Below are 18,761 nucleotides of genomic sequence, written 5' to 3'. Positions count from 1 at the left end.
CACGGTGCAGATGAAGGCTCTCGAAGGTGTCCGCGTCCTCGACATGACCCATGTCCAGTCCGGCCCGTCGGCCACCCAGCTGCTCGCGTGGCTGGGCGCCGACGTGGTCAAGCTGGAGGCCCCGGCCGGCGACATCACCCGGCAGCAGCTCCGCGACGTCCCCGGCGTCGACAGCCTGTACTTCACGATGCTCAACTGCAACAAGCGCAGCATCACCCTCAACATGAAGAGCGAGCGCGGCAAGGAGATCTTCACCGAGCTGGTGAAGAGCGCCGACATCCTGGTGGAGAACTTCGGTCCAGGAGCGGTGGACCGCATGGGCTTCTCCTGGGAGCGCCTGCAGGAGCTCAACCCCCGCCTCATCTACGCCTCGATCAAGGGCTTCGGCCAGGGCAGGTACGCCAAGTTCAAGGCGTACGAGGTGATCGCGCAGGCGATGGGCGGCTCGATGAGCACGACGGGCTTCGAGGAGGGCCCGCCGCTGGCCACCGGCGCCCAGATCGGCGACTCGGGCACCGGCATCCACGCGGTGGCCGGCATCCTGGCCGCCCTCTACCAGCGCACCCAGACCGGACGCGGCCAGCGCGTACAGGTGGCCATGCAGCACGCCGTGCTGAATCTGTGCCGCGTGAAGCTGCGTGACCAGCAGCGCCTGGCGCACGGGCCGCTGCGCGAGTACCCGAACAAGACGTTCGGCGACGAGGTGCCGCGCTCGGGCAACGCCAGCGGCGGCGGCCAGCCCGGCTGGGCGGTGCGCTGCGCGCCCGGCGGGCCGAACGACTACATCTACGTCATCGTCCAGCCGGTCGGCTGGAAGCCGATCACCGGCATCATCGGCCGTCCCGAGCTGGCCGACGACCCCGAGTGGGCGACGCCCGAGGCGCGGCTGCCGAAGCTGGACAAGATGTTCCAGCTCATCGAGGAGTGGACGATCCGCCACGACAAGTGGACGGTGCTCGACCGGCTCAACGCCGAGAACATCCCGTGCGGGCCGATCCTGTCCACCAAGGAGCTGGTGGAGGACGAGAGCCTGCGCGAGGAGGGCATCGTCGTCACCGTCGACCATCCGGAGCGCGGCGAGTTCGTGACGGTGGGCAGCCCGCTGCAGCTGTCCGACTCGCCGGTGGACGTCCGCACGCCGCCGCTGCTCGGCGAGCACAACCAGGAGATCTACCGCCAGATCGGCGTGAGCGCCGAGGAGCTGGCCGAACTCAAGACGAACGGAGTCATCTAGTGCCTGCCAGGGACGTCATCGACAAGGCGCTGGCCGAGGGGCGTACGGCCCTGACGGCTCCTGAGGGCCGTGAGCTGTGCCAGGCGTACGGCATCGCCACCCCCGGCGAGGGCCTCGCGAGCTCGGCCGACGAGGCCGCCCGGCTGGCCGGGGAGATCGGGTTCCCGGTTGTGCTGAAGATCGTCTCGCCCGACATCCTGCACAAGACGGACGCCGGCGGCGTGCTGGTCGGCCTGAAGAACGCCGACGAGGTACGCGAGGGCTACGCCACGATCCTGGCCAACGCCCGCGCCTACAACCCGGACGCCACGATCGACGGCATCCAGGTGCAGCAGCTCGTGGGCGGCGGCCACGAGGTCATCGTCGGCGCGGTCACCGACCCCACCTTCGGCAAGGTCGTGGCCTTCGGCCTCGGCGGCGTGCTCGTCGAAGTACTCAAGGACGTGACCTTCCGGCTTGCCCCGGTTTCGGGTGATGATGCGCTGAAGATGCTGGACGACATCAGAGCGGCGGATGTGCTCAAGGGCGCCCGCGGCGCGGAACCCGCCGACCGCCAGGCGCTGGCGTCGCTCATCGAACGCGTCGGCCGGCTGGTCACCGACCTCCCCGAGATCGTCGAGGTGGACCTCAACCCCGTCTTCGCCGACGCGAACGGCGCCGTGGCCGCCGACGTGCGGATCATCATCGGCCAGCCGGCCCCCGAGGTCGAGCGGCTGCCGCGCGAGGAGATCCTGCGGCAGATGAACCGCATCTTCAAGCCGCGCTCGGTCGCCGTCATCGGCGCCTCCGCCGAGACCGGCAAGATCGGCAACTCGGTCATGCGCAACCTCATCAACGGCGGCTACCAGGGGCAGATCTACCCGATCAACCCCAAGGCCGACGAGATCATGGGGCTCAAGGCGTACAAGAGCGTCGGCGACGTGCCGGGCGAGGTGGACGTGGCCGTCTTCGCCATCCCGGCCAAGTTCGTGGCGCCGGCGCTGGAGGAGGTCGGCGCGAAGGGCGTGGCAGGCGCGGTGATGATCCCCTCGGGGTTCGCCGAGACCGGCAACGTCGAGGGCCAGAAGGAGATCGTCGAGATCGCCCGCAGGCACGGCGTGCGCATGCTCGGCCCCAACATCTACGGCTACTACTACACGCCCGAGAACCTCTGCGCGACCTTCTGCACACCGTACGACGTGCGCGGCAGCGTGGCGCTGACCTCGCAGAGCGGCGGCATCGGCATGGCCATCCTGGGCTTCAGCCGCACCACCAAGATGGGCGTGTCCGCCATCGTCGGCGTCGGCAACAAGGCCGACGTGGACGAGGACGACCTGCTGACCTTCTTCGAGCAGGACGACAACACCAAGGCCGTCGCCATGCACCTCGAAGACCTCAAGGACGGGCGCGGCTTCGTCGACGCCGCCCGCCGCGTGGTCAAGGAGAAGCCGGTCATCGTGCTCAAGGCCGGGCGCACCGCCATGGGCGCGCGGGCCGCCGGCTCCCACACCGGCGCGCTGGCCGGCGACGACAAGGTCTACGACGACATCCTGCGCCAGGCCGGCGTGGTGCGCGCCCCCGGGCTGAACGACATGCTGGAGTACGCCCGCGCGCTGCCGATCCTGCCCGCCCCCAAGGGCGAGAACGTCGTCATCATCACCGGCGCGGGCGGCTCCGGCGTGCTGCTGTCCGACGCCATCGTGGACGCCGGGCTGACCCTCATGGACATCCCCGACGACCTGGACGCGGCGTTCCGCGCCTACATCCCGCCGTTCGGAGCGGCGGGCAACCCCATCGACATCACCGGCGGCGAACCACCCTCGACCTACGAGAACACGGTCCGCCTCGGCCTGAGCGACGAGCGCATCCACGCGCTGGTCCTCGGCTACTGGCACACGATCGTGACGCCGCCGATGGTCTTCGCCGAGCTCATCGCCCGTGTGGTGGCCGAGGAGCGGGCGAAGGGCAACACCAAGCCGGTCGTGGCGTCACTGGCCGGCGACACCGAGGTTGAGGAGGCCAGCGAGTACCTGTTCGAGCACGGCGTGGTCGCGTACCCGTACACGACGGAAAAGCCCGTGGCGGTCCTCGGTGCGAAGTACCGCTGGGCCAGGGCAGCCGGGCTGCTGGGCTAAGAGCCGAGCCACAGCAGCACCAGGCGAGGGGGCAATTCGGGGCGCAGAGGAAGGCAACAACCCCCCAGGAGGTCCGTAGGTGGACACATCGAACACACCACCGGCGACGGCCACGCCGCCGGTCGAGGACGAACGAGTATGGAAAGCGGGCCGGCTCGAGCCGATGCCCATCAGGAAGCTCCCCGACGCGCCTCCCTCGGTGCACCTCATCGGGCCGACGGTGTTCCTCGTCGCGCTCGGCGTGGGCATGGGCGAGTCGTACATGTGGCCCCGGCTGGTGCTGCTGTTCGGGCCCGAGATCAGGTGGCTGTTCCTGATCGGCGTCACCCTGCAGGCCGTGGTGATGCTGGAGATGGCCCGCTACGCCATGGCCACGGGGGAGAGCATCTTCTCCGGCGCGGCCAGGGTCTTCAAGCCGCTGATGTGGTTCTTCTTCGTGGTGGCGATCGCCGTCTACATCTGGCCCGGCCACCTGTCCGCGGGCGCGGCGGCGTTCGAGGAGATCACCGGAATACCCTGGATGGTGACCGCGATCGCCGGGTTGATCCTCGTCGGCGTGGTCTTCACCCTGGCCAAGGTGATCTACAACCTGCTGGAGAACGTGCTCTCCCTGCTCATCGGGGCGCTCGTGCTCGGCACCGCCGTGGTCGCCGCCATGGTCGGCTCCTGGGGTGACGTGGTCACCACCATCAGCGGCATGTTCTCCTTCGGCTACCTGCCGGCGGAGGCCCTGTCGGCCGCCTGGTTCCCCGTCATCGTCGGCGCCTGCGCCTTCGCCGGTCCGTCGGGCATGCAGCAGATGTGGTACACGCTGCACCTGCGTGACTCCGGCGCCGGCATGGGCGTGCACCAGCCGAAGGTGGTCGGGCTGCGGCACGCCTCCTCCGAGGAGGAGCGGCCGACCCGCGGGTACATGTTCGACACCTCCGACCCGGCCGAGATGGCCAAGTGGAAGGGCTGGCGGCGCTGGGTCACCTTCGACGCGCTGCTGCTCTTCTGGGGCATCACCATGCTGGTCACCATCTCCTTCACGGTGATCGCCCAGTCCGCGGTGCGGATCGACCCCGCCGTGCGTACGGCGATTCAGGGCGACGACCGGGAGGTGGCGCTGACCGCGATGTCGAACGCCGTCTCCTCGGCGGGCAGTTCGGTGCTCGGGGTCGTGTTCCTCGGGTTCATCGCCCTGATCGGCCTCAACGCGACGCTGGGCCTGTTCGACTCGTTCTCGCGCGGCCAGGCCGACATGACCTACAACTTCATCCCCGGCGCGAAGAAGGTGGGCATGTCCCGCCTGTACGGCATCTTCCTCTGGGGCGTGATCCTCTTCGGCATCCTGATCCTGCTGTTCGGCCCGGCCGACGGTCCCAGCGGGATCCTGGACACGCTGGCGTTCCTGTCCACGTTCGCCATGGGCGCGTACTGCGTGACCCTGCTGCTGGTGAACAACCGCATGCTGCCCAAACCGATCAGGCCCAAGTGGTGGTCGAACGCCATCATCGGCTTCGGCGCGGTGTTCTACCTGGGCATGCTCTTCTACAGCCTGCTCGCCTACGGCGTGGTCGTGGGCTGATGATCGGACGGCACAGTTTCGAACTCGCCCTGCCAGGGGCGTCGATCGGAGCCGTCGCCGGTGCCATGGCCGGTGGGCTGACCCTGCTCGCGGGGCAGCCCACCGGGATGGCCGCGCTGTCGGCCCTGGCGCTCGCCGCACCGCTCGCCCTCTTCGGCGGCATGTACGGCGTGCTCCTCGGCCACGGCGTGTTCCGGCCGGGCACGTTCGGGCCCGTCGGCCTCTACTGGATGGCGGCCTTCCCCCTCTCGCGGCTGCTCCAGGAGAGCGTGGCCGGGATCGGCATGGCCGACGGGGTGCCGCTGTTCCTGGCGTACCAGGCGATGATCAGCCTCGGCTTCGCGATCGGGTTCCTGTGGATGCACGAGCGGCTCATGCCGCACTGGCTGGTGCGGGTGGCCGGCGGCAATCCCGTCGCCAGTGAGCTGTTGGAGCAGTACGTCCGCTATGCCCAGATGATGCAGACGAGGAAGGGAGCACGTAGGTGAATCTGCCCATGTGGATCTGGTTGGCCACGATAGGCGGCTTCTGTGTCGTGCTCGCTGTCGACTTCTACCTCGTCGCCCGCAACCCCCACGAACCTTCGTTCAAGGAGTGCGTGGGCTGGGTGAGCCTCTACGTCTGCCTGGCGATGGCCTTCGGGGTGGGCCTGCTCGTGCTGTCGGGCCCGGCGCACGGCGGGGAGTTCTTCGCCGGGTGGATCACCGAGTACTCGCTCAGCGTGGACAACCTCTTCGTCTTCCTGCTGATCATGAGCAGGTTCCGGGTGCCGCGGGAGTACCGCCAGAAGGTGCTGCTCATCGGCATCGTGCTGGCGCTGCTCCTGCGGGGCGGCTTCATCGCGGCCGGCGCGGAGGCGGTGGCGCGCTTCGACTGGCTCTTCTACGTCTTCGGCGCCTTCCTCGTCTACACCGCGTGGAAGCTGATCGGGCACGAGGAGGACGACGCGGAGTTCTCCGAGAACATCGCGCTGCGCACGGTACGCCGGGTGCTCCCGACGACGGACACCTACCACGGCGCTCGCCTGACCGTGCATCACGGCCGCAGGATGGTCACCCCGATGCTGATCGTGATGGTCGCCATCGGGACCACCGATCTGCTGTTCGCGCTGGACTCCATCCCTGCCATCTTCGGGCTGACGAAGGAGCCCTACCTGGTCTTCACCGCCAACGCCTTCGCCCTCATGGGGCTGCGCCAGCTGTTCTTCCTGATCGGCGGGCTGCTGGACCGGCTGGTCTATCTCAGCAAGGGCCTGTCGGTGGTGCTGGCCTTCATCGGCGTCAAGCTGATCCTCGAGGCGCTGCACCACGACGGCGTGTCGTGGGCGCCGGAGATCCCGATCCTGGTGTCTCTCGGGGTCATCGTCGGCACGCTGGCCGTGACGACGGTGCTCAGCCTGATCAAGTCGGCACGCGACGCCAAGGCGGAGAAAGCCTCTGAGAGAGGCACCGAGAAGGCCACTGAGAAGGCCACTGAGAAGGCCACTGAGAAGGCCACTGAGAAGGCCGCTGAGCAGGAGGGGGAGCCGGAGCCGGCGGCGGAGCGCTGAACGCGCGGGGGGAGGCTGCTGTTCGAGGGTGGCCGCCCCCCTGTCGCGGGTCTGGCTGCTGTGCGTCCTGCTCTACGGGCGGGGACTCTTGCGGACGTCGATGTCCTTGCTCCACTCGCGCAGGTGGCGGTCGGCGTCGTCCGCGAAGTAGTGCTTCTTCAGCGCCGCGCTCAGGCCGACGCCGATGGCTCGTCCGTCCGCCGCCTGGCCCAGCGGATCACCAAGGAGAAAGCGGAAGAACGCTTTCATGGTCGTGCACCTCCGTCCGGTGTGGCTCCATCCTCTACCCGAGGTGTTTCGGAGCATGTGGGCTTGTGTGAACGTCACGTCAACCCTGACTGTTCGCGCAGGCAGGAGGGCGTGACGGCATGACGCGGCCGCCCGGCCGACCCTGGAGGGGGATCGGCCGGCGTGCCGGTGAGGGGGGTCGGTCAGCCGGCCTGGCGGGTACGGCGGCGGCGTACCGGCTTGGGCGCGGGCTCGGCCGGCTCGTTCTCGCGCTGCTCCATGTAGGAGGCGCGGGTGTGCTCGGTGTGCTCGCGCATGATCTTGGCCGCGCGCCGCTCGTCGCCGGCCTCGATGGCGTCGATGAGGGCGGCGTGCTCGTCCCACGAGGCCATGCCGCGCTGGCGGGCGACCGGCGTGTGGTACCACCGCACCCGCCTGGCCACCTGGGCGGCCAGCTCGGCGAGCACCTTGTTGCCCGACAGGTCGGTCACCAGCGCGTGCAGCTCGGAGTTGGTGGCCACGGCGCCGTCGACGTCGTCGGACTGCACCGCGGCGATGCCGCGGGCGCACAGGGCGCGCAGCCGCTTGACGCCCTCCTCGCCGGCCTGCTTGGCGGCCAGGCGCGCGGACTCGGTCTCCAGCAGGGTGCGCACGGCGAGCAGCTGGTCGGCCTCCTCCACGGTCGGGACGTGCACGAACGCGCCCTGACCGGGAAAAAGATCGACCCAGCCCTCACCGCTGAGCTGCTGCAACGCCTCGCGGACCGGCTGCCTGGAGACGCCGAGCAGCTCGGCCAGCTCGCTCTCGACGAGGTGCTGGCCCGGCTTGAGCTGCCCGGAGACGATGAGCTCTTGGATAGCCTCGATGACGCTCTCGCGGAGCGTCGCGGGACGGGGGATCTTGGGGGCCGCCGTCTGACCGGCCTGATCCGACAGCAACATGGTCACGTCTCCAGGGCTGATTTTCGGTTTTTGGTCGACTGCCTACAGCATACCGTCCTGGGGTTCCGCTCGTCCGTGAGTCTCATCACAGTGCGTCACAGTGGGACGGTCACAGGGGGATGGTGGCGGGCAGCCCGGGGATGCGCAGGCGGGGGGTCGCCAGCGCGGGCAGCGCCGCCAGGGCGGCGGCGGCCAGCAGCGCGGCGCCAGGGGCGCTCAGCGCGACGAACGCCAGCCCGGCCGCCACCGCGCCGGCCACGGCCTTGGCGCTGTAGACCACCGCGTGGATCTCGGTGGCCCGCTCGGCGCCGAACAGCTCGCGGACGAGGCTGGCCAGCAGCGGGTAGAACGCGCCGCCGCCGAGCCCCGCCGCGACCGCGCCGAGCCACAGCAGCAGCGTGCCGCCGGGCCGCTCGTGGGCGTTCTGGACGGCGACCGCGAGCAGCACCTGGCCGAGCGCGAGCGCGCCGAACACGGCGGCCAGCACCCGCCGGCGGCCGTGCAGCTCCGACGCGCGCATGGCGACCGACCTGCCCGCGCCGTTCAGCGCGACGAGCAGGGCCACCGCGCCCCACGCGCCGGTGCCCGCGACCACGATCACGTCGAGCACCGACACCGCGCCCGCGCAGACCAGCATCAGCGCGAGCGCCGGCAGCGTGCGGGTGCGCAGCGCCTGCGCGATGCCGAACTGCTTGACCGCCTCCGGAGCCGTGCGCAGGCGGGAGGCGTCGAGGGCGTGGCTGCGCGGGTCCACGTCCAGCGGCCACCACAGCGCGGGGGACAGCCGCAGGTGCCGGGCGGCGGTGGCCAGCACGGCCGTCGCGACCGCGGCCATGATGAGGAACGCCGGTCCTGTCATGGCGGGGAACACGCCGGCCCACAGCAGCAGGGGGACGGCGCCGTAGCCGAAGGCGCCGGTGATGAGGCCGACGCGGGCGGCGGGGCGCTCGGGGTACCAGGAGGAGACGACCTCGCCGCAGACGCCGTACACCAGGCCCGCGCCGAGGCCGCCGAGCACGGCGTACCCGGCGAGCGCGGCGGGGGACAGCCCCGAGGTGAGCCCCGAGGTGAGCCCCGAGGTGAGCCCCGCGGTGGCCAGGCCGAGGCCGGTGAGCGCGGCTCCGGCCGCCAGGCAGGTCCGCACGCCGAGGCGCCGGCGGCGTACGAGGTGGAGCGCGGGCAGCGCGCCCGCGGCCTGGCAGGCGATCCAGACGGCGAGCAGCGTCAGGCCGCCGGCCTGACGCGTGTGCAGGGCGGCGTAGCCGTACTGGAGCGGGCTGATCACCGCCATCGAGGCCAGGGCCAGCCGGAACATGCGGACGCGGTCTGCTGGGACGGGCCCGGGGAGGTACGAACGTCCCCGCCAGTCCTTTATTGCATTCTCCATACTGTATGGAATATCCAGAAGACAGGTGCCTGTCGAGACCCTAGACGAGGAATATTCCATACGGTATACCGTCTACAAAGGAGGCTCGAATGGACCTGTACGAGTACCAGGCGAAGGAGCTCTTCGGGCGTCACGGGATCCCGGTCCCCGCGGGCCGGGTCGCGGCCACCCCGGCCGAGGCCCGCGCGATCGCGGCCGAGCTGGACACGCCCGTTGTCATCAAGGCCCAGGTGAAGACCGGTGGACGCGGCAAGGCGGGCGGCATCAGACCGGCGGCGGGGCCGGCCGCGGCCCAGGCGGAGGCCGAGCGCGTGATCGGCATGGACATCAAGGGACACACGGCGCACCGGGTGCTGGTGGAGGCCGCGACCGTGCCGTTCGAGGAGTATTACGCGGCCTTCCTGGTGGACCGTGCCGAAGGGGCGTTCCTGGCCATGGTGTCGGCGCAGGGCGGCATGGAGATCGAGGAACTGGCGGCCCGCGACCCCGACGCCATCGTGAAACTGCCGATCGACCCGGCGACAGGGGTGGACGCCGACACCGCGCGGCAACTGGCGGCCAAGGCGGGCCTGCCGGAACAGACCGCCGAGGTGCTGGAGCAGCTGTGGCACGTGCTGGTCGCGGAGGACGCCCTGCTCGTCGAGGTGAACCCGCTGATCTGCACCACCGACCAGCGCATCATGGCGCTCGACGGCAAGGTCACGCTCGACGACAACGCCGCCTTCCGGCACGACAGGGAGCGGTACACCGAGCAGTCCGACAGCCTGGAGGCCCGCGCCAGGGCCAAGGGGCTCAACTACGTGAAGCTGGACGGCACGGTCGGCGTGATCGGCAACGGCGCGGGGCTCGTCATGAGCACCCTCGACGTGGTGGCGGGCGCGGGCGCGGACCCGGCCAACTTCCTCGACATCGGCGGCGGCGCCTCCGCCCAGGTCATGGCCGACGGACTGGAGATCATCCTGGCCGACCCCGACGTACGGTCGGTGCTGGTCAACGTCTTCGGCGGCATCACGGCCTGCGACGCGGTGGCCAACGGCATCGTCACCGCACTCGAACTCCTCGGCGAGCGCGGCCAGGGCAGGCCCATCGTCGTACGGCTGGACGGCAACAACGCCGAGGTGGGCCGGCGCATCCTCAGCGACGCCCGGCACCCGGCGGTCCGCCAGGTCTCCACCATGGACGGCGCCGCCGAGATGGCGGCCAGACTCGCGGCAGGTGCGTAAATGGCGATCTTTCTCACCAAGGACAGCCGGGTGCTCGTGCAGGGCATGACCGGCGCGGAGGGCCGCAGGCACACGGCCCGCATGCTCGCCGCGGGGACCGACGTCGTGGCCGGCGTGACCCCCGGCAAGGGCGGCAGCGCGGTGGACTTCGGCGAGCGGACGGTGCCGGTGTTCGGCTCGGTGGCCGAGGCCGTCGCCGAGACCGGGGCGGACGTGTCGGTCGTCTTCGTGCCGCCGCGCTTCACGGCCGGCGCCGTGGAGGAGGCGGTCGAGGCGGGTGTGCCGCTCTGCGTGGTCATCACCGAGGGCGTGCCGGTGCACGACGCGGTCCGGTTCCGTGCGCTGGCGCGCGGGCGTACCAGGATCATCGGGCCCAACTGCCCCGGGCTCATCAGCCCCGGGCAGTCGTCGGCCGGGATCATCCCCGCCGACATCACCTCCTCCGGCCGCATCGGGCTGGTCTCCAAGTCGGGCACGCTGACGTACCAGCTCATGTACGAGCTGCGCGACCTCGGCTTCTCCACCGCCGTCGGCATCGGCGGCGATCCGGTCGTCGGCACCACGCACATCGACTGCCTCCAGGCGTTCCAGGACGACCCCGGCACCGACGCCATCGTCATGATCGGCGAGATCGGCGGCGACGCCGAGGAGCGGGCCGCCGCCTACATCGCCGCCAACGTCACCAAGCCCGTCGTCGCGTACGTGGCCGGGTTCACCGCGCCCGAGGGCAAGACGATGGGGCACGCGGGCGCGATCGTGTCCGGGTCGTCGGGGACGGCGCAGGCCAAGAAGGAGGCGCTGGAGGCGGTCGGCGTACGGGTGGGGAAGACGCCGTCGGAGACGGCCCGCCTGCTGCGCTCGGCCCTGTCCAGGGCGGCCGCCTCGTGACCCGCGTTCCCGAAGGGCTGACCTTCGACGTCAACCTGTCGATCCTGTTCACCGGCCTGCCGCTGCTGGAGCGCCCGGCCGCGGCGGCCAAGGCCGGGTTCGACGCGGTCGAGCTGTGGTGGCCGTTCGGCGGGCCCGACCCCAGCGGGGCCGAGCTGGCCGCGCTGCGCCAAGCCGTCGAGGACGCGGGCGTGCGCCTGGTGGGACTCAACTTCGACGCCGGCGACATGGCGGCGGGCGAGCGCGGCCTGCTGGCCAGGCCGGACGGCTCGGCCCGCTTCCAGGCGAACGTCGACGCCGCCGTCCGCCTGGCCGGCGAGCTGGGCTGCACGGTGCTCAACGCGTTGTACGGCAACGGCCCCGGCACCGACAGGGACCTGGCCGTGGTCAACCTGCGCAGGGCGGCCGACGCGGCGGCCGGGATCGGCGCGACCGTCGTCGTCGAAGCCCTCAACAGTCACGAGAACCCGCGCTACCCGATCACCTCGTCACAGGCCGCCTTCGAGCTCATCGAGCAGGTGGACCGGGCGAACGTGGCCTTCCTCGCCGACCTCTACCACCTGCACAGGATGGGCGAGGACGTGCTCGCGCTCATCGACCGGCACGCGGACCGGTTCGGGCACGTGCAGATCGCCGACGACCCCGGCAGGGGAGCGCCGGGCAGCGGGCGGATGCCGTACGGGGAGATCTTCGCGCGGCTGGCGGCGGCGGGCTACCGCGGGCACGTCGGCCTGGAGTACCGGCACGAGGGGCCGGGCGCGTTCGACTGGAGGCGAGCATGAACATCGGCTTCATCGGCTTGGGGATCATGGGCAGCCCGATGGCGGCCAACCTCCTCAAGGCCGGATTCGCGGTGACCGGCTACGACGTCAGCGCCGAGCGGGTGCGGCGGCTGGGCGAGCTGGGCGGCAAGGGCGCGTCGGGCGTGGTGGACGCGGTGGCGGGCGCCGACGTCGTGGTCACCATGCTGCCCGACTCGCCGCAGGTGGAGGAGGTCGCGCCGCTCGTCGTCGAGTACGGCAAACCGAACCTGCTCTACGTCGACATGAGCACGATCAAGCCGGAGACCTCCCGCGAGGTGGCGAGGAAGGCGGCGGCCGTCGGCGTACGGGCGGTGGACGCCCCCGTCAGCGGCGGCGAGCGCGGCGCCGTGGACGGCACCCTGTCCATCATGGTCGGCGGCGCCCCCGAGGACGTGGAGGCGGCCAGACCGGTCCTGGAGCGCCTCGGCACGACCATCGTGCACGTGGGCCCGGCGGGGGCGGGACAGACCGTCAAGGCGGCCAACCAGCTCGTCGTGGGCGGCATCTACGGCCTCGTGTCCGAGGCGATCGTGCTGCTGGAGGCGTCGGGCGTCGATCCCGCGGCCGGGCTCGACGTGCTCGCGGGCGGCCTGGCCGGCTCGCGGATCCTCGACCTCAAGCGGCACACCATGGTCAAGCGGGAGTTCGCCCCCGGCTTCCGCATCGACCTGCACCACAAGGACATGGGCATCGCCCTCGCCGCGGCCCGCGCCGCCGGGGTCAGCCTGCCGCTCACCGGGCAGGTCGCCCAGCTCGTCGCGGCGGCCAGGGCCCAGGGGCACGGCTCCCTCGACCACTCCGCCCTGCTCAAGGTGATCGAAAGGCTGAACGCTGCTTGACATCCTCCCCTCGTGCACGAGGGGGATTCCCACGGTCGCCCGTGAGGCTTCCTGCTTCACCGCCGGTCGCCCCGTCCGAGAGGACTCTCGTTGAGGTCTTACACCAGCTCCACAGGCGTTTCAGCGCTCCGCGAGCCCGGCGGCGAGCACGCTTCACGATCTGCGCCACGCCTCACATGCTACCGAACGATCACCCAAAGGTCGCGCGTGTGTTCGATACGCCGTTTCACCTGACGGCGCATCGGCTGCCCCTGTCCTGCTCCGCAGGGGTCCGATTCTTCCCCGCCTGAAGGCGGGGGTTTCCACGGAGGTATCTGATGAAGCGAATGCCCTGCATGGAGGCCGTGGTCGCGGTGCTGGAGTCGGAGGGCGTGGACACGGTCTTCGGCATTCCCGGCGCGGCCATCCTGCCGCTGTACGCCGCGCTCCAGCACAGCTCGATCCGGCACGTCACCGTACGGCACGAGGAGGGCGGCACCCACGCGGCCGACGGCTGGGCGCGGGTGACCGGCAACGTCGGCGTCTGCATCGGCACGTCCGGCCCGGCCGGCACCAACATGATCACCGGGCTCTACACGGCGCTGGCCGACTCGATCCCGCTGATCTGCGTCACCGGTCAGGCGGTCAGCTCCAAGCTGCACCAGGAGGCGTTCCAGGCGGTCGACATCGTGGAGATCGCCAAGCCGGTGACCAAGTGGGCGGTGCAGCTCAAGGAGCCGGCGCAGGCGCCGTGGGTGTTCAGGGAGGCGTTCAGGATCGCCCGCTCGGGACGGCCCGGGCCCGTGCTCATCGACCTGCCGATCGACGTGCAGCGCGGCACCTGCCTGTACGACCGCGAGCTGGACGCGCCGCTGCCCGTCCCCGTGCCCGAGCCGCTGCCGCAGTCCGTGCGCGCGGCCATGGACCTCGTCGAGGAGGCCAGGCGGCCGATCATCCTGGCCGGCGGCGGCGTGATCATCGCCGAGGCGTGCGACGAGCTGCGCGCGCTGGCCGAGCACCTTCAGGTGCCGGTGCAGGTGACGCTCATGGGCAAGGGCGCATTCCCCGAGGACCACCCGCTGTTCGCCGGGATGGCCGGCATCCAGACACAGACGCGGTGGGGCAACGCCGCGTTCCTGGAGAGCGACCTGGTGCTGGCCGTCGGCGCCCGCTTCGGCGACCGGCACACCGGCGACCTCGACGTCTACCGGCGCGGGCGGAAGTTCGTGCACGTGGACATCGACCCGCTGCAGATCGGCCGGGTCTTCGAGCCCGATCTCGGCGTCGTCGGGCACGCCAGGCCGGTGCTCGCCGCGTTACGCGACGAGGCGCGCCGCCGCGGAGCGCCGCGCGAGCCGTCCGCGTGGGTGCGCAGGGTCGGCGAGCTGCGCGGCACCCTGACCCGCAGGGACGACTTCGACGAGGTGCCGATCAAGCCGCCCAGGGTGTTCAGGGAGATCAACGAGTACTTCCCGCGCGACACCACGTTCGTCACCGCGATCGGGCTCTACCAGATCTGGTCGGGCCAGTTCCAGACGACGTACCTGCCGCGCCGCTACCTGGTCTGCGGGCAGGCGGGGCCGCTCGGCTGGGAGGTGCCCGCCGCGATGGGCGTCAAGCTCGCCCATCCCGAGCGGCAGGTCGTGGCCGTGGTCGGCGACTACTCCTTCCAGTTCCTCATGGAGGAGGTGGCGGTGGCGGCGCAGTATCGGGTGCCGTTCGTCATCGTCATGATCAACAACGAGTACCTCGGGCTCATCAGGCAGGCGGAGCTGCCGTACGGGATGAACTACGCCGTCGATCTGCACTACGGGGAGGGCGGCATCGACCATGTCAAGGCGATGGAGGCGTTCGGCTGCCCGGCGCGCCGCGTGGAGCTGCCCGGCGACATCCGCGACGCACTGGCCTGGGCGAGCGCCGAGGCGGCGCGCGAGCGGCTGCCGGTGCTGGTGGAGGTGATGGTGGAACGCGAGGCGAACGCCGCCATGGGGCCCTCACTCGAAGCGATCAAGGAGTTCGAGCCGCTGCCCGAGCTCATCACCGCCGACTGGTCGGACTAGGGAGGGATGGACATGCGGCTCAAGCCGGGCACGTCGTGGCGGGAGGCGTACGAGCGGTGCTGCTCCGCCGCCCCCGAGGCCTTCCACGACGACCGCGTGCTGAATCACTGGGGCGGCATCTGGCACCGCGACGGGCGGCCGGTGCCCGGCTTCTCGCCCCTCGACGGCACCGCCATCGCGGGGCTGCCCAGACTCGACAGGGCGGGCGCCGGCCGGGCGGTGGCGGGCGCGGTGGAGGAGCACCGGCGCTGGCGGCACACGCCGCTCGCCGAGCGCAAGGCCATGGTGTCGGCGGCCGTCGAGTCGATGGCCGCCCACCGCGACCTGCTCGCCCTGCTGCTGGTCTGGGAGATCGGCAAGCCGTGGAAGACGGCCTGCGCCGACGTGGACCGCTGCCTGGACGGCGTGCGCTGGTACGTCGAGGAGATCGACCGCATGGTGGACGGGCGCACCCCGCTGCCGGGCCCGGTCAGCAACATCGCGAGCTGGAACTACCCGATGAGCGTGCTCATGCACGCCGTGCTCGTGCAGGCGCTGGCCGGCAACGCGGTGATCGCCAAGACGCCCACCGACGGCGGCCTGTGCTGCCTCACCCTGGCCTGCGCGCTGGCCGTGCGGGAGGGGCTGCCGTTCACGCTGGTCAGCGGGGGAGGGGCGGAGCTGTCGCCGGTGCTCGTCGGCTCCACGTCGCTGGGGTGCGTGTCGTTCGTCGGAGGCAGGGACGCCGGGGCGAAGGTGGCGACCTCGCTGGCCGGGCTCAGGGGTCTCGGCCGGCGGCACGTGCTGGAGCAGGAGGGGCTCAACTGCTGGGGCGTCTGGGAGTACGGCGACTGGGACCTGCTCACGAGGCAGATCCGCGCCTCCTTCGACTACGGCAAGCAGCGCTGCACCGCCTACCCGCGCTTCGTCGTGCAGCGCTCGCTCTTCCACGAGTTCCTGGCCGCCTACCTGGAGGCGGTGGGGTCGCTGCGCTTCGGCCATCCGCTGGCCGTGGCCGATGCCGACGACCCGCTGCCCGAGCTGGACTTCGGGCCGCTGATCAACGCCTCTAAGGCCAAGGAACTGGCCGACCAGGTGGACGAGGCGGTGGCCAGGGGAGGGGTGCCGGTGTATCGGGCGTCGCTTGACGACGGACATTTCCTGCCGGGGCAGGATATTTCGGCGTATTTCGCGCCGACGGCGCTGCTCAACCCGCCGCCCTCCTCACCGCTGCACCACGCCGAGCCGTTCGGCCCCGTGGACACGATGGTGCTGGTCGACACCGAGGCCGAGCTGCTGGCCGCGATGAACGCCAGCAACGGCGCCCTGGTCGCCACCCTGTCGTGCGAGGAGGAGGCGACGTTCCGGCGGCTGGCCCCCGAGGTGCGGGCGTTCAAGGTCGGTCACAACCGGCCGCGCTCGCGCGGGGACCGCGACGAGCTGTTCGGCGGGCTCGGCGCGTCGTGGCGCGGCGCGTTCGTCGGCGGCGAGCTGCTCGTTCGCGCCGCCACGAGCGGCCAGGACGGCGAGCGCCTGCCCGGCAACTTCCCCGGCTACACGCTGCTGCCAGGGGAGGGCTAGAAGGCGCCGAAGCGGGTCGCCGCCAGCAGGACGAGGAACGTCAGCATGGCGACCCGCAACAGCTTCCCGCCGGCGCCCAGCGACGGCCACGACAGGTAGGCCAGCCAGCCGATGAACGCGATCACCGGCAGCACCGCCAGGCCGCCCAGCGGGTTGGTCACCGCGAAGCCGGCCAGCAGCAGGAGCACCATCAGCGCCGGCGCCACCCACCGGGGCAGCTGGGTGAACATCCAGGCCATCGGCACCGCGCTGCGCCGCTCCACCGCCTCGCGCAGGCCGGTCGCACCCGGCGTGAAGAACTGCTCGCCCGGCGGGAGCGGGCGCTTGCCGCCGGTGACGTCGTCGCGCTTGTCCGCGCGCCTCTTCTCAGGGGCCACGCCGCGAAGCCTACGGGAGTTCGCGCGACTCGTGGGGCCCGCGCCTCTAGGCTGGTCGGGTGCTCGCCGTGATCCGATACACCGTTCCAGAGTCCCAGTCGCAGGACTTCGTCAAGCAGGGCCACGCCATTCTCGACACCTTCGCACAGCAGCCGGGCTACCAGCGCGGCCGGCTGGCCCGCTCGGTCGACGAGCCCAACCTGTGGGCGCTGGTCACGGAATGGGAGGGCGCCGGCTTCTACCGCAGGGCGCTGTCGGCCGCCAAAATGGTGATGTATCCGCTGATGATCCTCATGCTCAACGAACCCAGCGCGTTCGAGGACGTCTACACCCAGGACGCCCATGACGCCCATGAGGCCCGTGACACCCCGGACGGGACGTAGCGATCAGACGCGCGCGAGGGCGGCCGACCGTGCCCTAAGCTGGGAGCTCATCGAAATTTCTTTCGCCGACCTCCAGCCGGAAAGAGAACCAACCAAAATGGCACGACGCACCGACGTCATGGACACCATCGTCAGCCTCGCCAAGCGCCGCGGGCTCGTCTACCCGTCGAGCGAGATCTACGGCGGACTGCGCGCGTCGTGGGACTACGGTCCACTGGGCGTCGAGCTGAAGAACAACGTCAAGCGGCAGTGGTGGCTGTCGATGGTCCAGTCCCGCGACGACGTGGTGGGCCTCGACTCCTCGGTCATCCTGGCGCCCGAGGTGTGGCGCGCGAGCGGCCACGTCGACACCTTCACCGACCCGCTGACCGAATGCCTGTCCTGCCACAAGCGCTTCCGCGCCGACCACCTCCTCGAGGCCTACGAGGAGAAGAACGGCAAGGAGCCCGAGGGCGGCCTGGCCGACATCACCTGCCCCAACTGCGGCAACAAGGGCACCTTCACCGAGCCCCGGCAGTTCAGCGGCCTGCTCAAGACCTTCCTCGGCCCGGTCGAGGACGAGTCGGGCCTGGCCTGGCTGCGGCCCGAGACCGCGCAGGGCATCTTCATCAACTACCTCAACGTGCAGCAGTCGGCGCGCAAGAAGATCCCGTTCGGCATCGGCCAGATCGGCAAGTCGTTCCGCAACGAGATCACGCCGGGCAACTTCATCTTCCGCACCCGCGAGTTCGAGCAGATGGAGATGGAGTTCTTCGTCAAGCCCGGCACCGACGAGGAGTGGCACCAATACTGGATCGACGAGCGCTTCCGCTGGTACTCCGATCTGGGCATCAACAAGGACAACCTGCGCCTCTACGAGCACCCGCAGGAGAAGCTGTCCCACTACTCCAAGCGCACGGTCGACGTCGAATACCGCTTCAACTTCACCGGCTCGGAGTGGGGTGAGCTGGAGGGCATCGCCAACCGCACCGACTTCGACCTGTCGGCCCACGCCAAGGCCTCCGGCGTCGACCTCAGCTTCTTCGAGCAGGACAGCGGCGAGCGCTACGTCCCCTACGTCATCGAGCCGGCGGCGGGCGTCGACCGCGCCACGCTGACGTTCCTGCTCGACGCCTACAGCGAGGACGAGGCGCCCAACGCCAAGGGCGTCATGGAGAAGCGCACGGTCATGCGGCTCGACCACCGGCTCGCGCCGGTCAAGGCCGCGGTGCTGCCGCTGTCGCGCAACGCCGACCTGTCGCCGAAGGCCCGCGACCTCGCCGCGCAGCTGCGCCGCCGCTGGAACGTCGAGTTCGACGACGCGGGCGCGATCGGCCGCCGCTACCGCCGCCAGGACGAGATCGGCACGCCGTTCTGCATCACGGTCGACTTCGACACCCTTGAGGACAACGCGGTGACGATCCGCGAGCGCGACTCGATGCGCCAGGAGCGCATCTCCATCGACGGGGTCGAGTCCTACCTGCGCCAGCACCTCAACGACTGATCCACGAGGTCTCGGAAGGGCCGCTCGCCGTTCGGCGGGCGGCCCTTCGCGCTGTCCATGGGACTGCTGACCTGGGGTTTTCCACCGAAAAATCGTATAAAGGCGACGGTTACGCTGGTTTTCGCGGTGACTTGATGACATTC

At 70.6% G+C, this 18,761-nt stretch carries 17 protein-coding genes; 13 read left to right on the top strand and 4 right to left on the bottom strand.

Annotation, left to right across the window (positions count from 1 at the left end; genetic code table 11):
- Nucleotides 1-10 precede the first annotated feature (10 nt).
- The 5 genes from frc to AB0K28_RS32720 all read left to right on the top strand — a co-directional run bounded on the left by frc (nucleotide 11) and on the right by AB0K28_RS32720 (nucleotide 6,467).
- Entirely contained in the window at nucleotides 11-1,234 is a 1,224-nt protein-coding gene (gene frc / locus AB0K28_RS32740; protein ID WP_345399321.1) for a formyl-CoA transferase, read from the top strand.
- Nucleotides 1,234-3,348, top strand: coding sequence for an acetate--CoA ligase family protein (locus tag AB0K28_RS32735; protein ID WP_364377601.1), 2,115 nt, complete (start codon nucleotides 1,234-1,236; stop codon nucleotides 3,346-3,348). The genes frc and AB0K28_RS32735 overlap by 1 nt, the downstream gene beginning before the upstream one ends.
- Before the next feature lie 79 nt (nucleotides 3,349-3,427).
- Entirely contained in the window at nucleotides 3,428-4,918 is a 1,491-nt protein-coding gene (locus AB0K28_RS32730) for an Nramp family divalent metal transporter (protein ID WP_345399328.1), read from the top strand.
- Complete coding sequence (locus AB0K28_RS32725) at nucleotides 4,918-5,406, top strand: hypothetical protein (protein WP_364377599.1); 489 nt, start codon at nucleotides 4,918-4,920, stop codon at nucleotides 5,404-5,406. Before AB0K28_RS32730 ends, AB0K28_RS32725 begins: the two co-directional genes overlap by 1 nt.
- A complete protein-coding gene (locus AB0K28_RS32720) occupies nucleotides 5,403-6,467 on the top strand; it encodes a TerC/Alx family metal homeostasis membrane protein (RefSeq protein ID WP_364377597.1) in 1,065 nt (354 codons plus the stop codon). The genes AB0K28_RS32725 and AB0K28_RS32720 overlap by 4 nt, the downstream gene beginning before the upstream one ends.
- A gap of 72 nt (nucleotides 6,468-6,539) precedes the next feature.
- Here AB0K28_RS32720 and AB0K28_RS32715 read toward each other — a convergent pair whose 3' ends face one another.
- From AB0K28_RS32715 to AB0K28_RS32705, 3 genes are all read right to left on the bottom strand, one after another.
- Complete coding sequence (locus tag AB0K28_RS32715; protein ID WP_364377595.1) at nucleotides 6,540-6,716, bottom strand: hypothetical protein; 177 nt, start codon at nucleotides 6,714-6,716, stop codon at nucleotides 6,540-6,542.
- A 182-nt stretch (nucleotides 6,717-6,898) separates the two neighbouring features.
- Nucleotides 6,899-7,636, bottom strand: a complete 738-nt coding sequence (locus tag AB0K28_RS32710; RefSeq protein ID WP_345409626.1) for a GntR family transcriptional regulator — start codon at nucleotides 7,634-7,636, stop codon at nucleotides 6,899-6,901.
- 109 nt (nucleotides 7,637-7,745) lie between these two features.
- A complete protein-coding gene (locus AB0K28_RS32705) occupies nucleotides 7,746-9,023 on the bottom strand; it encodes a hypothetical protein (protein WP_364377593.1) in 1,278 nt (425 codons plus the stop codon).
- Nucleotides 9,024-9,112: 89 nt separating this feature from the next.
- Between AB0K28_RS32705 and sucC the strand changes: the two genes are divergently transcribed.
- From sucC to AB0K28_RS32675, 6 genes are all read left to right on the top strand, one after another.
- Nucleotides 9,113-10,246 (top strand): ADP-forming succinate--CoA ligase subunit beta, encoded by a 1,134-nt coding sequence (gene sucC / locus AB0K28_RS32700; protein WP_364377591.1) that lies wholly within the window; start codon nucleotides 9,113-9,115, stop codon nucleotides 10,244-10,246.
- On the top strand, nucleotides 10,247-11,134 hold the full coding sequence (gene sucD, locus AB0K28_RS32695) for a succinate--CoA ligase subunit alpha (protein ID WP_364377589.1): 888 nt from the start codon (nucleotides 10,247-10,249) through the stop codon (nucleotides 11,132-11,134).
- A complete protein-coding gene (locus tag AB0K28_RS32690) occupies nucleotides 11,131-11,916 on the top strand; it encodes a TIM barrel protein (protein ID WP_364377587.1) in 786 nt (261 codons plus the stop codon). The genes sucD and AB0K28_RS32690 overlap by 4 nt, the downstream gene beginning before the upstream one ends.
- Nucleotides 11,913-12,776: an NAD(P)-dependent oxidoreductase gene (locus tag AB0K28_RS32685; protein WP_364377585.1), complete on the top strand. Its 864-nt coding sequence runs from the start codon at nucleotides 11,913-11,915 to the stop codon at nucleotides 12,774-12,776. Before AB0K28_RS32690 ends, AB0K28_RS32685 begins: the two co-directional genes overlap by 4 nt.
- Nucleotides 12,777-13,093: 317 nt before the next feature.
- Nucleotides 13,094-14,815 carry a glyoxylate carboligase gene (gene gcl / locus AB0K28_RS32680; RefSeq protein ID WP_364377583.1) on the top strand — a complete coding sequence of 574 codons (1,722 nt, stop codon included), beginning with the start codon at nucleotides 13,094-13,096 and terminating at the stop codon, nucleotides 14,813-14,815.
- A 6-nt stretch (nucleotides 14,816-14,821) separates the two neighbouring features.
- Nucleotides 14,822-16,375, top strand: a complete 1,554-nt coding sequence (locus AB0K28_RS32675; RefSeq protein ID WP_364377581.1) for an aldehyde dehydrogenase family protein — start codon at nucleotides 14,822-14,824, stop codon at nucleotides 16,373-16,375.
- Here AB0K28_RS32675 and AB0K28_RS32670 read toward each other — a convergent pair.
- Nucleotides 16,372-16,752, bottom strand: a complete 381-nt coding sequence (locus AB0K28_RS32670) for a DUF6703 family protein (protein ID WP_364377579.1) — start codon at nucleotides 16,750-16,752, stop codon at nucleotides 16,372-16,374. The genes AB0K28_RS32675 and AB0K28_RS32670 overlap by 4 nt on opposite strands.
- Before the next feature lie 59 nt (nucleotides 16,753-16,811).
- On the opposite strand from AB0K28_RS32670, the gene AB0K28_RS32665 reads away from it, so the two are divergent.
- Together AB0K28_RS32665 and AB0K28_RS32660 are read left to right on the top strand one after the other, a co-directional pair.
- Nucleotides 16,812-17,135, top strand: coding sequence for an antibiotic biosynthesis monooxygenase (locus tag AB0K28_RS32665; RefSeq protein WP_364377577.1), 324 nt, complete (start codon nucleotides 16,812-16,814; stop codon nucleotides 17,133-17,135).
- 97 nt (nucleotides 17,136-17,232) lie between these two features.
- The gene (locus AB0K28_RS32660) at nucleotides 17,233-18,618 is read left to right on the top strand and encodes a glycine--tRNA ligase (protein WP_345399364.1); all 1,386 of its coding nucleotides are present in this window, start codon (nucleotides 17,233-17,235) and stop codon (nucleotides 18,616-18,618) included.
- Nucleotides 18,619-18,761: the final 143 nt, after the last annotated feature.

The sequence above is a fragment of the Nonomuraea sp. NPDC049504 genome (assembly GCF_040676845.1).
GTDB lineage: Bacteria > Actinomycetota > Actinomycetes > Streptosporangiales > Streptosporangiaceae > Nonomuraea > Nonomuraea salmonea.
The sequence above is the reverse complement of the archived record's forward strand: the minus strand, read 5'-3'. Positions and strand labels throughout refer to the sequence as shown.